This window comes from Gilvimarinus gilvus (genome assembly GCF_030518155.1).
GTDB lineage: Bacteria > Pseudomonadota > Gammaproteobacteria > Pseudomonadales > Cellvibrionaceae > Gilvimarinus > Gilvimarinus gilvus.
Map to the genome: position 1 here is coordinate 291065 of NZ_JAULRU010000569.1, position 14599 is coordinate 305663.

13 protein-coding genes are annotated in these 14599 nt (G+C 50.2%); 2 read left to right on the forward strand and 11 right to left on the reverse strand.

Translation table 11 applies throughout. The annotated features are described in order from the left end of the window. Window positions 1-24 precede the first annotated feature (24 nt). The 3 genes from QWI17_RS11980 to QWI17_RS11990 form a co-directional block, all read right to left on the reverse strand. On the reverse strand, window positions 25-924 hold the full coding sequence (locus tag QWI17_RS11980; RefSeq protein WP_302722740.1) for a cation diffusion facilitator family transporter: 900 nt from the start codon (window positions 922-924) through the stop codon (window positions 25-27). Window positions 925-999: 75 nt separating this feature from the next. After that, window positions 1000-4080, reverse strand: a complete 3081-nt coding sequence (locus tag QWI17_RS11985; RefSeq protein WP_302722741.1) for an efflux RND transporter permease subunit — start codon at window positions 4078-4080, stop codon at window positions 1000-1002. Between the two features lie 10 nt (window positions 4081-4090). After that, the gene (locus QWI17_RS11990; RefSeq protein ID WP_302722742.1) at window positions 4091-5137 is read right to left on the reverse strand and encodes an efflux RND transporter periplasmic adaptor subunit; all 1047 of its coding nucleotides are present in this window, start codon (window positions 5135-5137) and stop codon (window positions 4091-4093) included. Window positions 5138-5329: 192 nt separating this feature from the next. Here QWI17_RS11990 and QWI17_RS11995 point away from each other — a divergent pair, with 192 nt between their 5' ends. Then, complete coding sequence (locus QWI17_RS11995; protein WP_302722743.1) at window positions 5330-5539, forward strand: hypothetical protein; 210 nt, start codon at window positions 5330-5332, stop codon at window positions 5537-5539. Window positions 5540-5632: 93 nt separating this feature from the next. Here QWI17_RS11995 and QWI17_RS12000 read toward each other — a convergent pair whose 3' ends face one another. The 8 genes from QWI17_RS12000 to QWI17_RS12035 all read right to left on the reverse strand — a co-directional run bounded on the left by QWI17_RS12000 (window position 5633) and on the right by QWI17_RS12035 (window position 13306). Continuing rightward, on the reverse strand, window positions 5633-6748 hold the full coding sequence (locus QWI17_RS12000; RefSeq protein WP_302722744.1) for a HupE/UreJ family protein: 1116 nt from the start codon (window positions 6746-6748) through the stop codon (window positions 5633-5635). Beyond that, a complete protein-coding gene (locus tag QWI17_RS12005; RefSeq protein ID WP_302722745.1) occupies window positions 6745-7860 on the reverse strand; it encodes a tetratricopeptide repeat protein in 1116 nt (371 codons plus the stop codon). The genes QWI17_RS12000 and QWI17_RS12005 overlap by 4 nt, the downstream gene beginning before the upstream one ends. Window positions 7861-7902: 42 nt before the next feature. Continuing rightward, window positions 7903-8430, reverse strand: a complete 528-nt coding sequence (locus QWI17_RS12010; RefSeq protein WP_302722746.1) for an Ig-like domain-containing protein — start codon at window positions 8428-8430, stop codon at window positions 7903-7905. Between the two features lie 10 nt (window positions 8431-8440). Continuing rightward, window positions 8441-10030 carry a DUF4331 domain-containing protein gene (locus tag QWI17_RS12015; RefSeq protein ID WP_302722747.1) on the reverse strand — a complete coding sequence of 530 codons (1590 nt, stop codon included), beginning with the start codon at window positions 10028-10030 and terminating at the stop codon, window positions 8441-8443. A 171-nt stretch (window positions 10031-10201) separates the two neighbouring features. After that, window positions 10202-10903 carry an anti-sigma factor gene (locus tag QWI17_RS12020; protein WP_302722748.1) on the reverse strand — a complete coding sequence of 234 codons (702 nt, stop codon included), beginning with the start codon at window positions 10901-10903 and terminating at the stop codon, window positions 10202-10204. Then, window positions 10900-11433 (reverse strand): sigma-70 family RNA polymerase sigma factor, encoded by a 534-nt coding sequence (locus QWI17_RS12025; protein ID WP_302722749.1) that lies wholly within the window; start codon window positions 11431-11433, stop codon window positions 10900-10902. The genes QWI17_RS12020 and QWI17_RS12025 overlap by 4 nt, the downstream gene beginning before the upstream one ends. 154 nt (window positions 11434-11587) lie before the next feature. Then, window positions 11588-12394 carry a 2,5-didehydrogluconate reductase DkgB gene (dkgB, locus tag QWI17_RS12030; RefSeq protein ID WP_302722750.1) on the reverse strand — a complete coding sequence of 269 codons (807 nt, stop codon included), beginning with the start codon at window positions 12392-12394 and terminating at the stop codon, window positions 11588-11590. A gap of 87 nt (window positions 12395-12481) precedes the next feature. After that, entirely contained in the window at window positions 12482-13306 is an 825-nt protein-coding gene (locus QWI17_RS12035) for a putative RNA methyltransferase (RefSeq protein ID WP_302722751.1), read from the reverse strand. Window positions 13307-13450: 144 nt separating this feature from the next. Between QWI17_RS12035 and QWI17_RS12040 the strand changes: the two genes are divergently transcribed. Further along, on the forward strand, window positions 13451-14545 hold the full coding sequence (locus tag QWI17_RS12040; protein WP_302722752.1) for a CvpA family protein: 1095 nt from the start codon (window positions 13451-13453) through the stop codon (window positions 14543-14545). Window positions 14546-14599 lie beyond the last annotated feature (54 nt).

Sequence of the window (14599 nt, forward strand, 5' to 3'; positions counted from 1 at the left end):
GACTGACAGCAAACAACGAAGGTATCAATTAATCCTGGTTGTACTCTGGTCTCTACAAGGTTCGTTATTCCACTCAATTTCAACGGTGGTATGCGACATTCCATTGCGGACCAATACATCGGCAATATTTTGCTTAATCACCCGATTCCGCTCAGCGCTAATTGCTGCATAGACAACGACATGCGCTGTAAGCACGTGATGCTCGCCATCAAGTGACCATATATGTAAATGGTGTACTTCGGCAACATCTTCAATCTCAAGCAAAGCGTCACGCACAGCAAACTGACTGAGTTCCCCGGGAACGCCCTGCAAAAACAGCCTTACAGTTGCCATTAAATTCTTAACCACGCTGTAGCCTATATAAAGGGTGAACGCGATAGATAACAGCGGATCGAGTATAGGCCATGGCTTGACTTGCAGTACCAGTGCGACCACCAGAACACCCAGCCAGCCAAGCACGTCCTCCAACAAATGCCAGTTAAGTACTCTTTCATTCATTGTGCGACCGGCACTCAAGCGGTAGGCGGCCAAGCCATTGACTACGACACCCAAAATAGCGAGCCCTATCATGCCCTCGGTATGCGGCATGACCGGATCAACTAAGCGCGGTATAGCAGCCTGTAATACCCAGACTGAACCAATGATCAAAACGACGGCACTAAACACAGCCGATAACAGTGACAGGCGCCGCAACCCATACGTAAATTGCGCGGAAGCCTCTCGACGGCCCATACGCTCTAGAAACCAGGCGCCTCCCAGCGCTAAGCTGTCACCCAAGTCATGCACAGCATCAGCCATAATGGCGGTACTGTTGGTCATGATTCCACCAACAAATTCGATGATGGTAAAACCAAAATTAAGGGCGAAAGCAAGGCCAATGCGGGCCGACCCCGACTGCTGATGCGCATGATTATGGTCGTGCATACCCCAGTTTCCTGAATGTCACGTGATTTTTTTCGACAACTTAAAGCTTTGTCATGAATTTCGGCACGAAGCTGGCTAGGCCAGCCTCACAGCACGACTCGCAAACCAGCTGTACACCGCAGGCAGTACCAGCAAAGTAAGCAAGGTCGCTGAAACCAGACCGCCCACAACGACCGTCGCTAGCGGCTTCTGAACTTCACTACCGGTATCCGAGGCGAACAACAATGGACTTAGACCCGCCGCCGTGGTGATAGCGGTCATTAATACCGATCGCAGTCTATTGCCGGCGCCTTCGATACAAGCAGCCACAGCCCCCTTGCCCTGCCGAATAAGCTCGTTAATCCTCGCGATCATTACCAGGCTATTTTCCAGTGCGATCCCAAATAATGCAATAAATCCCACTGAGGCAGGTACCGATAAACTTTGCCCACTCAACCAAAGAGCGACAAGCCCCCCCACCAGCGCCAGCGGAATATTCAATATGATCAACAATGCGGGAGTCAGGGCATTAAAGTTGAGGTACAGCATAAATAAGACCAACACCAAAGTAATGGGTACAACGAGCATGAGCCTCTCATTTGCCTTGCGTTGAAGCTCAAACTGCCCACCCCAGCGCAGAAAATATCCCGCTGGTAAGTCGACTCGTTCCTTAATTGCCTGGTCTGCCTCATGCACAAAAGAACCAATATCTCGTCCTCGCACATTAGTCTGTACGGTGATAAATCGCTGATTATTTTCCCGTGTAATTTGTCTGGGACCAACAACCTCTTCAACACTGGCCAGCGTACTCAAGGGGATGTTTTGACCTAATCCATTTTCGATGACAAGTCGCCGGATACTTTCCACACTATCGCGGGCCTTAGGCTCAAGACGCAATAATATTGAGAAGCGCTTGACCCCCTCCAGGACTTCGCCGGCCCGAGCTCCGCCAATAGCAATACTGACCACCTCCTGAACATCGCTAACATTTAAGCCATACCTGGCTATAGCCTCGCGATCCAACTCGATACGTAGCTGTGGCGTTCCGCCAATCTGGTCTCGCTGAACATCATGTGCGCCGGTAATGCTACGAATAACGGTCTCTACTTCACCGCTTTTTGCGGCAAGAACATCTAAATTGTCCCCCACCAGCTTGATAGCCAACTCCGCTTTAGTACCTGTCAATAACTCATCGACACTCGCCGCAATTGGCTGTGTGAAACTAAATTGAGCTCCCGGAAAATCAACAAACGATTCGCTCATTGCCGCATACAATCCATCAAGTGAATGTGCAGTTCGCCACTCACTTTTAGGTTTTAACTCGACAAACACTTCGGCATTGTTAACTGGGTCGGCATGGGCACCCACTTCTCCGCGGCCAACGCGAGACACAACTTGCGACACTTCGGGAAAACGCTCAAGCAACTGATTTTCAAAAACAGATATAATTTTCTCGGCTTGAACTAAAGAAATTGACGGTGCCATAGTCACTCGAATCAGCAGATCACCTTCATTCAACCTTGGCACAAACTCTGACCCCAAACGCGGCGCAACAAAGGCTCCAATCAAAAGCAATGTCATAGCCAATACGACGGCCAACCCCCTATACTTAATCATTGATGCAACGACTGGCAAGTAAATATTTGTCTGCGATTTACCTCGTCGGGTTCGCTTTTCCACGTAAGGTGTCAGTAACAATGAAGACAGTACCGGCGCCACGAAAACCGCAAAAAATAAGGAGCCTAGCATGGCAGCGACCACTGTATAGGCTAAAGGCCGGAATGTTGCACCCTCCACTCCTTGCAATGTAAACAGTGGTAGAAAAACAATAACAATAATACTGATAGCGAACACTATAGGACGGACAACCGAGCCACTGGCATTTGCCACTATTGTCACCATCGACGTATTTTTATGATTTTCTCGCAAAGCACGCTCAATATTTTCCACCACAACCAGCGCACCATCGACCATCATACCAATCGCAATGGCAATGCCCCCCAAGGACATCAGGTTGGCCGACAATCCAGTGCTGTACATCACAACAAAAGCAAACGCCAAGGAGAATGGAATCGACAACGCCACAACAACACTCGGGCGAACACTGCCCAAGAAGATAAAAAGCACCAAGGTAACGATTGCTACGCCTAGAGCCAGTGCGTTAACGACAGTGTTAAGCGCTGCATTCACCAAAGTGGCTTGATCATAGTAAGGGGCCACTTCGAGCCCATCTGGCAGCTGCTCATTAATGACTTCTAACTCCTGCTTCACGGCCGAAATTACTTTGTCGGTATTGCTCCCTGCCAGCTTAAGGACCATTCCGACGACAACCTCACCCATACCGTTCTTGGTGGCGACACCGCGCCTCGTTTCTCCGCCAATTTTCAGCTCACCTAGTTGGCGTAAATACACAGGTGTGCCATCCAATGTCTTGACAACAATACGGCCAATGTCATCAAGATCGCTCACCAAGCCAACTGAACGTACAATGTACTCTTCATCGTTTTTAACGATAAATTGGGCTCCAGCATTTGCGTTATTCATTTCGATGCGGCGTTTAACTTCAGGCAAACTTAGGTTAAATCGCCGCAATGCGAGCGGATCAATTACCACCTGAAACTGTTTAACAGCACCACCAACCGACAATACCTCGGCAACACCCTTCACGGTCTGCAAATTAAGTTTAACCAACCAGTCTTGGACCTCTCGCAACTGGGAATTCGAGTATTGGTTATTCTTATCTTCCAATACATAGAACAACACCTGACCAAGGCCCGTGCTGATTGGCCCCATGCGGGGAGCCCCGAACTGCTCGGGAATATCCTCCCGAGCAAGCTGTAGGCGCTCTCCTACCAATTGGCGAGCAAAATAAATGTCCGTATTCTCATAGAAGTAAATGTTGACGACTGACAAGCCGAAATTTGAGATCGAGCGTACGTAATCGAGCTGAGGCAATCCGCTCATTGCGTTTTCAATGGGGTAGGTAACGTATTTTTCCACCTCCTCCGGCGCCAGACCTTCTGTTTCCACAAATACCTGAACCAGAGCCGGTGATATATCCGGGTACGCCTCCACAGAAAGGTTTTGGTATGAAAAATACCCTGCCAAAAGAACCGCCACAAAAAATAAAAAAACGAACGGACGGCTGGACAAAGCTAACTCTATAATGCGCTGCATACCGCCCCCTTCAGTGGTTATGCCCAGATTCGAACTCTGATTTTTGCAAGTGTGCTTTTAGAATGAAACCACCTTTTCTGACGTAAGCTTCACCCACTTCAAGGCCATGGATAATTTCGACACGGCTGTCATCCCTACGTCCCAACTCGACAAGCTGGGCTTGCCAAAACTCGCCGCTCTGTGTAAACACCACATTCCCGCCCTCCAATTCAAAGACTGCACTCAGCGGTACGACAACGTCGGCTGGTTCAGTTTTCAACGTCACAGTTGCCTCTACAAACATCCCCGGCTTCCATCGACCACTTTGGTTGTTCAAAAACACGCGGGCTATACCAGTATGAGTGAGCTCATTGATTGTTGGCGCCACATAATCAATATTACCCTCAACCACTTCTTCACCATTTGGGAAACCAACACTCACAATTTGATTCTTACGAACGCTACCCCAATACGCAGGGTAAAGCGCTATATCTAACCAAACAGAACTCATATTCGCGACCACGAATGCATTGTCGCTTGGCATAAGGTGCTCTCCCAGCGTTATATGACGTTCTATAACCTGCCCGTCGATCAGGGACTTTATTTCAAAGCGCGCCAGAGTTTCTGAGCTTTCTGCTTTTGCCAAAACCTGTCCAGATTTGACCGTATCGCCAATTCGAGCACTTACATCGAGGATTTTGGCAGGAAAGCGCGGTGAAATATGGGCAATATTTTCAGTGTTCATTCTAATCTGACCTGGCAAAACTGTTTGTTGTCGTATGACGCCAGCAGACACCACATCAAATTCAACATCAAACTCACTCAACTGCGCTCGCGTTAGCTTTATATAAGCCTCGTCATGCTCATCGCGCGGTGCCCCAAGTCTTGATTCAACGTGTACATTATTAGTGGCCGAGTTCGAGGAAGCCTGAGAGTGGTCATGATCATGGCCTTCATGATTTTCTTCAGCCTGTGAAAAATCAATCAATAAAACTGCGCAGCAAAAAAGTGCTGCCACGCTTAAGCGAGGAAACAAATTTGAAATCATCGTTAACATCCAAATACGAATTAATACCAACTGACAGCTAAAGCAATCAGCGGTAATAAAATATTTACGGGTAGCGAGTACTTTCGACAGTTATACGATGGGAGGGGGTGAGTCTGGGCCGGTGTAATAGGAGAGATACGTATTGCAATACAGAAATTGCTGAGATCTTAACTGAATTTCGAGCTGAATCGTAGTTGCCGATAAACATTTAAGCGAGTGACCATGACAACAATGGTGACAATCGTGATCACCGGCATCTTGCTCGATACCGGCATGATCAATATCGTTTTTTTCGTTCGTGAGATGATTCAGATTGACACTTTGGTTGCCTGCTTGCGTATGGTGATGCAGGGTTTCCCCTGCCGCGTCATGCAATACGTGCGCGTCGGCCGCGGCCAGGCTGCCCTGAGCGAAAATAACAAATATCAATAATAGACCGACAAAACGCTGCATAACTTAACTCATACTCGATTACGAGCTAGCCTAGCAAACCAAAGCCCCTCTGGAAACCCCATAGAACAAGCTTTACAATCGTGCAATCAGCCACTGAACACCAAACAGCGCAATTACCAGGGAGCCCGCAGGCATTGCCCACCGGCGATACCAGAGCCCATAGCGACTCAGCATGAGTACTGGTAACACCAGCATTATAATCGCGAGCTGCCCGAGCTCCACCCCAATATTGAAGCCTAAAACGGCCAGAACTGTGTTTTCTTTCGGTAGCCCCAACTCACCCAGCACACCCGCGAATCCCATGCCGTGCAGCAAACCAAAGCCGAAGGTCAGCCAGCCAATCCGTGCCACCCAACTAAACACGTTATTCAAGGCAGCGATGACTACTGTTGCCGCAATGCCCACCTCAACCCATTGACTGGGTAGTGCAATGATCCCGAGCGCTGTCGATGTCAAGGTGAGGGAATGAGCTAAGGTGAACGCTGTAACAATCGACAAGGTATGTAGCATGATTGTTCGTTTCTTCAGAACTGGCTGCCACTGACTTCCAGGCCTGTGCAGAACACTCACCAACAATATGCAAAGCAAGAACACTATGTGATCCCAGCCTATTAGAATATGAACGACTCCCTGATACACATAGTCAGCGAAACCACCCCACGCCTGTTCAACTTCCGTCAATACCAGGCCGCGTTGGCTGGAGCTCAAAACGCGGGTATAGGCCGCACCACTTTGCCCTGGGTCAACATTTAGCAGCAGTTTGTGACTGGCAATTGTCTCAAACATCGCACTGTAAGAAAGCGCTACGTCACCTGAACCGGAGCAGGAAAATCGCAGAGGCAGTATGATGTAGGGCTCATTAAAATGCGTATCTATTTCGGTCATTGCGCCCACCGACAGATCGCATTTCTCCGCCCCTTGATTGACGCCAAGCCCCGCATGGAGTAGCTGGGAGATATTCGCTTCGCTAGCTTTCAGCTCTCCCCAGGTAAGCCGTCCGTTGCGGTTACTATCCAAACCGAGCAAGCGTTCCAGATCGTATAGCCGCCACTGTAAGTTGCCATCCCACTGCCCTGCACCTTTCTCGGCAATGGACAGATAGGCTGTACTCATCTGGTGTGCATTGACTGCGAGGGGTAGGCTAAGGAACAGGACGGCGAGCCATTTTATGATTGATGCTCCGCTCATGATTGATCCTCCGCAACGAGATTTTCTGATGAACGGCACAACTTCTCATAACACTCTGTGATCAGAGCCAGGGCGCGAGCAAGCAATTCTTGATCGTACAGTTCTTTAGATTTGGTGATATTTATTTGCGCCCAATGCAGGGCTTTGGCATTATCGCTTGCAACATCTAGATAGTAACGAGCCAAGTGCGCCGCATGCTGCCAATCATTTCGTGCCTCGCGCAGCGCGACGCGTTCTGCCATTTGCTCCCGCCAATGACTCTGCTCACCCACTAACCTTTCGGCTAATGCAAGCTTCAGCACAAGCACATCGTCTAAATTATCCTCCGCCACATTCAGCGAGCCAAGAGTCTGAAGAACGCGGTTAGGATGACCCAGCAGTAATTGTACTTCCGCCCACTGGCTTAAGTAGCTAACGCTGTGCTGGGTATTGTCCAACTTTAGCCAGGATTGGGCCAGCTCGTACTTTTCCATTCGCACAGCCATGTCTGCCATCATCTGCTCAAGCCAAGCACGACGATTGTCTGAGGGTAGACCCGCCCGTTGAATAATTTTTTCTAAAGCGGGATACACAGCTTCTACATCTTGCTGATAAGATCGCACCTCTAACAGGCAGGCGCTGGCGCTAAGCAGATCGCTACTTCCCAGCAAATCGGAGCAGTGTGTATTGGCTTGTTCTAAATTGCCCGCCACGAGTTCGATGCGCGCCGCCATTAATCGTGCTTGAACATCTTGCGGACTCTCGCGCAGAACATAACGTAAATTGATCCGCGCTTGCTCAAATTCGTGCTGATGTTGTGCAACGTAAGCGCGCGCCAACCAAAACCTAATTCTATCTGTACGTTTTTCTATTTTTGCAACGGACAGTGTCTGCAGTACCTGCGTTGCCAGTTCGTACCGAAAACTTTGCCCCGGTCGTTTAGCCTGCTCTAGCTGCTGCTCGACCCACTGCAACTGCTGGTCAATTGATTGTAGTGTAGCGACGTCGAGACTGATGGGCTCGCCCCAGTCAGCAATAACTTGCTCCAACGACTCAGGTGAAAAAGGTGACGCTAAAACACCTGTGCTCATTAAGACAGTCATTCCCACCACAAAACGTTTAATTGTCCGCATATATGTATCGAGCCCACTCTGTGCAAGAGTGGGCTCTGCCTCCTATTGATTCGAACTTTGAATTATTTCATCGTATGCGTTGGGGGACTCAACATCCTGCTCAAACTCCCGACCATTAACAGGGAGCGGTTCAGCCGTTTGCGCCTGATTGAATACATCCAGGCTGTAAAGACTGTAAGAGAGCATTTGCGGATCCACTACAATATTCACCGTCGCGGGCATAGATACAGCGTCACCGTCTGAGACGACAAACGTAAAGCTAACCGTTCCGGTTTCCAACGCTTTTGGCGTATACATAAAACTGCCGTCTGCATCCAATGCCAACTCACCTGACTCCGGCGGCATGTCAACCGAATACATTAGATTATCGCCATCGGCATCAGTCGCACTGAGTTGATCCATGAGCGCAATGTCAGCCTGCGTCATAAATTCAGCACTTTGCGCTACTGGCGCTGAGTTTTCTGGCTCGGGGGCAGGCTCTTTGTGGCTGTAGTCATCGTCACTGCCACAACCGACGACAAACAATCCCAGACTTACTGCCGCTATACATGTTATTTGTGAGCGATTCATAACAACCTCCTTATTCCGACCCGGCAATGGGCGTGGCAAGGTAAGGGAACTGTGAACCCATCATCTGCGCATTGAGTGGAGCACCATCGGTAAAAGGTACGGTGCCGACAGCGGCATCCTCGGGAGCGCACAAGCCCAAATCTGTATCACTACCGGCTACCGGTATTGGATGGCACAATCGCCCCATGACAACGCGCAGCGCAATGTCCACCACATCGTCCCCGGGACGGCGACCGTTGGGAAAACCCGCCAAGTCATCACCTGCCACACCAAACGCTGACTGCTGATCAGCGGGGGTCGCAGCGATAGCCGTGTTGAGCCTTAACATTTCCGATGGCGTAACAGAAGCCAACTGATTCACACCGGCAAAGCCCGTTAGAAATGCTGTCACTAAATCTGTGCGGGGGAAGTTGGTCGGTGCCAGGGTCTCAATGTCCGTACCCAGAGTTTGGTTAACAGCGTCTTTGAATAAAATGTTTAGTAACTCTGGCAAACTTGGATGAGTGACATAGTCGGCAAATTGACCATCGTCCTTGGGTTCGCTTGCCGAGAATTTGTCTTTGTCTTTTAAACCTATGACCAGTTCATTGACCAATGGGTTACCCAGACGTGACACTTGAGTCAGAGCACCGCCATTGACTTCAGGTTTGTCAAAACTCGCCTGAGGGTTAAGAATGCGAGCCTGTGGCAAGCTGGCCGTTGTCCATGCACCGATAACACCGTTGCCGTTTCCAGTCACACACGACTTGGGAACCTCTATGGCAAGTGCGGTGACATTCTTCCAACGCAGGTCGTCGTTTTCGTTCGACTGTGTGATGCCTCCAGGGAAGCCACCTGCGTCGCCCGCTCCCGGCGAACTGTCGCCTTCAACGGGCACGTAGTTCACCAAATCAAACGTCTTGCCCAGGTTCACGGTGAAGGGGTCTTTGCGTTGTCCTACAAATACCCGACCATTCATGTTGCACTCGGGTATGGATACTTCGTGGACGAAACTGTGCGCGTAATTGGCGTATCCATCCATTGAGGCAAACGTTTTGTTGCCAATGTAATCAAGCGGCTTGGCGAACTCGTTACCCGAGCCATCCGCAGCGATAACGTCCATCGCCGTTCCTGTGCGGCGATCACCACTAACCAAGGTTAGTGTGTAGCTTTCCATAAAGTTTGCGGCGGACATATCATCTGCCGATATACCACCGACATTTTTTAACGGTACAGCGATATTTTTACTATTACCTTCGGGACCAATACTAAGCGCGACCCCCTGTCCATCCGCGGGTAGAGATTGCTCAAAGCGGAATTGATAGGTGAGATCTTCGACCGCATCACCGTCATTATCGATGTGTATGCTGTACATCGCAGCCGGGTCCATTGCAAAGTAGTTGGGCCCGCCATAGGCGTCCTGTAGCGGAATATAATTGGCGATTAAGGTAATGTAATCACCACGATCAGGTTCATAACTGTTAAACGCGTAGAAATCCGCCGAATCTACCGTAGGCATCCTTGTAAGATTCGGGGCCTCGCGGTGACTGGAAGCTTGTGTGGGTACGCAAACGCTAGTACACAGCGCCGCAATTGCCAGAGTGAGTCGATGAAATCGCATATCTTTCTCCTTATTTACGTTGACTTCACTCACCTAACGAGACAGGAGACAGACTGGATTCAAAAAATAAAAAATAAAAAATAAAAAATAAAAAAAATGCCGAATGAGAACCATTCGGCATTCAACTCTACACAGCGTCAAAGGACGCTACTGCTGGCGACTGCATTGCTACTACATGGCGACTAGCTGCGCAGTATAAAGCACCTCTGTGGGCGAGCCCGTCGGTGAGCCGCCTGGTGGCTCCAAGCTTACCGCCAACGCAGCCACAGTGACTTGATCAAACAATTCGCTGCGCGCCAAGCTGGCCCTTCCCTGCTCTGGAAGAAGGCCAAGTGAAATCGGGGCGCGACCATCCGCGGAAACCAGCCACAGTTCGTAGTCTTTGTTCGATGCAGGCGAGAACTGATCAGTGGCCTGAATGTTGATTTGAGATTCCGTCAACTCAATTAACCACAGGGCTTCGGCCTTAGCGCCTTGCACCACCGCAATCTGCGACGGCTCGGGCGTCACTACCGCAGGCTGGCGTATTAGCACCAGCGCCAAGGCAATCGCCGCAACACTCGCCGCCGCGGCCAACCAGCGCCAGCGATTCTCCGGTTGAGACTTAGCCTCAAAAGCGACCACGTTGTCCGGTGGGGTCTCAATAAAACCTAATCGCGCTTGAATACGCACCCACACACTGGCGTCCGGGGTCTGCTCAGGTAAAGCCGCGCCGAGTGCGTTAAGGTGCTTCTCCCAACGCCACAACGCCTGTCGCATGGGGCGATGTTCAATCAATAAGCTCTGATAACGCAATCTGGCCCGTCCCTGCAGTGTACCCAGCACATACTCCGATGAAAGGCTGTTTTTTCGCTCTTCGGTAAGATAGTTCATGGTTCCAGGCACCTCTTGAGTTTTTGCAGGCCGCGTCTAATCCAGCTTTTAATGGTTCCTAACGGAGAGCCGGTATGTTCGGTCAGCTCGGCGTGTGTTAAGCCCCGAAAATAGGCCAGTTGAATCATCTGCCTTTGGCCGTCTTCAAGGGTGTCCATGCACTCGTCAATGCGCACCCGATCACGCTGATCAAACAGCGCGTCCTCCGGCGTATGCTCATCGCTTTGCTCTAAATCGGATTCCCGACCTTCACGGCGATAGGCCGCCGAGCGCAATATATCCAAAGCCCTATAGCGGGCAATACTGACCATCCAAACGACAACGCTACCCTTGTCGCTGTGATAGTCACAAGCGTTGTGCCATACACGCACATAGGCTTCTTGCAGCGCCTCCTCAGCGAGGTCTTTGCGCTGTAACAGCTGTAGGCATACTGCGTACATTTTGCCTGAGGTAAGCCTATACAGCTCATTAAACGCGCGCCTGTCGCCCTCTGCTGTGGCACAGAGCAATTTCATGTGTTGCACTTCCATATATTCCCCAATTATTTTTGTCGTCTTAGTCAGGTACGGTGCCGATGTACTTTTGGATGCAGAACAGTCGAGAATCTCAATGTACTATAGCAGTGGCAACGGATACAGGGGCACCGCGCATGAAGCATGCGCGGCTTGTGGGTTTGCGGAGCATTCAATCCCAGTTGGGAGCAAAATCCGGGTTGGCAATCCGGTCCCCGCTGTCGAGAGCATCAATACGGGCAATTTCCGCATCACTCAATTGAATTTTCAACGCATTCAGATTGGATTGCTGATGGGCCGACTTAGTCGACGAGGGAATGACCACTATGTTTTTACTAACAACCCAGGCCAAGGCAATTTGCGCAGGCGTTGCACCGTGATTAGAAGCGATCGCCTGAAGAACAGGGTCATCCATTACCTTGCCAACGGCAAGTGGCATGTAACCTGTCACTGTAAGCCCCCGGGCTTGACAGTGCTCTACCAGTTGTTGATTGCGCAGAAACGGATGCACCTCTATCTGATTGGTCACAATATGTTCCCCGCCTGCGCAGGCCAACGCCTGATCTACCTGAGCGATCGTGAAATTGGATATGCCAATATGGCGTGTTAGACCCATCTCGCGAGCCTGATTGAGCTTGCCAATGTAATGCGCCATTGGCACTGCATTATTTGGCGATGGCCAGTGGATTAACGCCAGATCAACATAGCTCATTTGCAGCCTGCTTAAGCTTTGCTGAAGGCTTTCAATGACGCCGTCAGCATCCAACGAATCGAACCACACTTTGGTGGTTACAAAGAGCTCGCTGCGATCGATGCCACTGCTGACAACAGCCCGACCAACAGCACTCTCATTATCATACAATTTAGCAGTATCGATGTGCCGGTAACCCAACTCAAGCGCTGAGCGAACCGACGCGATGACAATCTCGTCTTTTAAACGAAAGGTACCAAGGCCTGGTTGCGGAATAATTGAATGCATTCGGGGAGTATCCTTGTCAGTGTTCGCTCTGATTTAACGCCGCCAATCCTTCGCCCGCAAGAGGCCTTTACACTACTTGAAAAATCTCTAAGCCTGAGCGGGTACTTGATAAACCAGTATTTGTATATCCGCACTGTCGACAAGCGGGCCGGAATCCAACAAGCGTTGCTGCTGCATAGAGTTCGTACTCCAGTAGTGGGGGGTCATTTTAAGCAGGTTTTCAATGTCCGTTTTATCATCTAGTCGCAACGGTATGCGCAGCGACCTCTGCAGTACCGATTCAAACTCCGCAAAATACAAGTCTGGCTTATCGCTCTCGTAGGCCCGCACTTCATCATACAAACGATCGCGCAACTCGGCCAAATGCGTTTCGCCGGGCCCGACGTAGATAATATAGCCCCCGGGCTTTGCGACCCGGCTAAACTCTTGCGGTTCAACTCTACAAAATACAGATAGCACAGCGTCGAAGCTGGCATTCATATAGGGCAAGTCTGCGACACTGGCAATGCACCAGGGGATGGTTTTACTGCGTCGACAGCAAGCCATTATTCCCTCTTTGGAGATATCGACACCTGCGACCTTAATCCCTTGCCCGGCAAGCATGGCTGCGTAATAGCCCTCGCCACAGCCTGCATCGAGCAACGTCTCCACCTCCAGCTGTGCACATGTTTTCTCCAACTCGTGCACGATTGGCTCGTAGAATCCGGCGCTTAAATAGTCTGTACGAGCGGCAATCATCATTTTGTTGTCGCCGGGGCTCTTTGAGTTCATTTGATGGGAAAGCAGCAAGTGAACATACCCTTTGCGAGCCATATCAAAGTTATGCCCCGATTCGCACACATAGCGGTTTTCATGCCGCTGCAGTGACGCCTTGCATACCGGGCAGCGGTACTGAACCCAAAAATCTTCCACTCAAGCCTCTCTTTTTGTCTTTGGATTGTGCGCTCTAATACGCGCACAACATGGAACCGGCACAACGGCTGTTATATGATTGGCGCTAAGACCTTGCCACATAAGCAACAAGGCAATGACAATAATTCGTAACAGGATGACACTATGGGCATTTCCGCGATAATTTTGCTGGTAATTACCGCTTTTTTTGCAATTAGGGGCTACTTTAACGGCACCTGGGCCTCACTTGCGCGCACTGTTGCCTTTATTGGCGCCTATGGTACGGCATTTTATTTCTCCAAACACGCCGCATTACAGGTGAAGGCAAATACGGCCATAGATGGCATCATGGCCTACATTGTCGGCGGTGTGGCTATTTTTGTTGTCACCATGGTGGCCATACGCTTGGTTTTCTGGGTGCTCGCCAAAATGACTCCCGGGGCAGATCGCAAACCCAGCCAGGCGTCCCGGATTGGCGGACTGCTCATTGGCGGCGCTGTCGGGGTTTTTACCGGTTTAATATTGGTGTATTTGGTCGGCATTTACACCTCAACGAAAACCGCCCAAACGCCAGACTATGCCGCAGCGGCAAAAAAAGCCGACCCTGTAGATAGCATGGCTAAAGCGGCCATTAGTAAATCCGTCGGCGCTATTATGTCGGCTAACGGGGCCAACGCAAACAACATAAAACTGACCGAAGCATTTGTGGCCGACCCAGTAGACAGCGTTGACCGCATTACCCGCGTTACCAATAGCCCGGACTTACAGGCCCTGTTAAAAGACCGCCGCTCTCAACGATTGCTTAAACAGGGGGATATTGACGAGCTGATGAAAGTGCCCGAGTTTAGGCGCCTAATGAACGATCAGGATATGCGCGAGCTCATGGCCGCCTCCGGTATGGATGTCAATGATCAGGATTCCGCCCGCCAAACCGCACAAAAAATTGCTCAGGGCTGGCAACGTATTGAATCGATGAAAAATGATCCACGAGTCCAGAAAATCGTTAATGACCCTGAATTTCAGCGCAAACTTAAATCCGACAATAAAATGGCCCTGCTAACCAGCCCGCAGCTTAATGACCTGGCCGGTATTATATTTGTAGAAGGTGCCGGCTCAGTGGGCGCCATTGACGGACACGACACGGTCAGAATCAAAGATATGGACGCGAACTCTGATGCCGATCGCACCGAAGGCACCGTCTATCGTTACGTAGATAAAAACGGTAACGTGCGATATTCCGACCGCCCGGTCAACCAATAGCTATATCGAGCGGTACTTTAATGTGCCGCTTTTTTTATGATTCGCTTAGGTTAC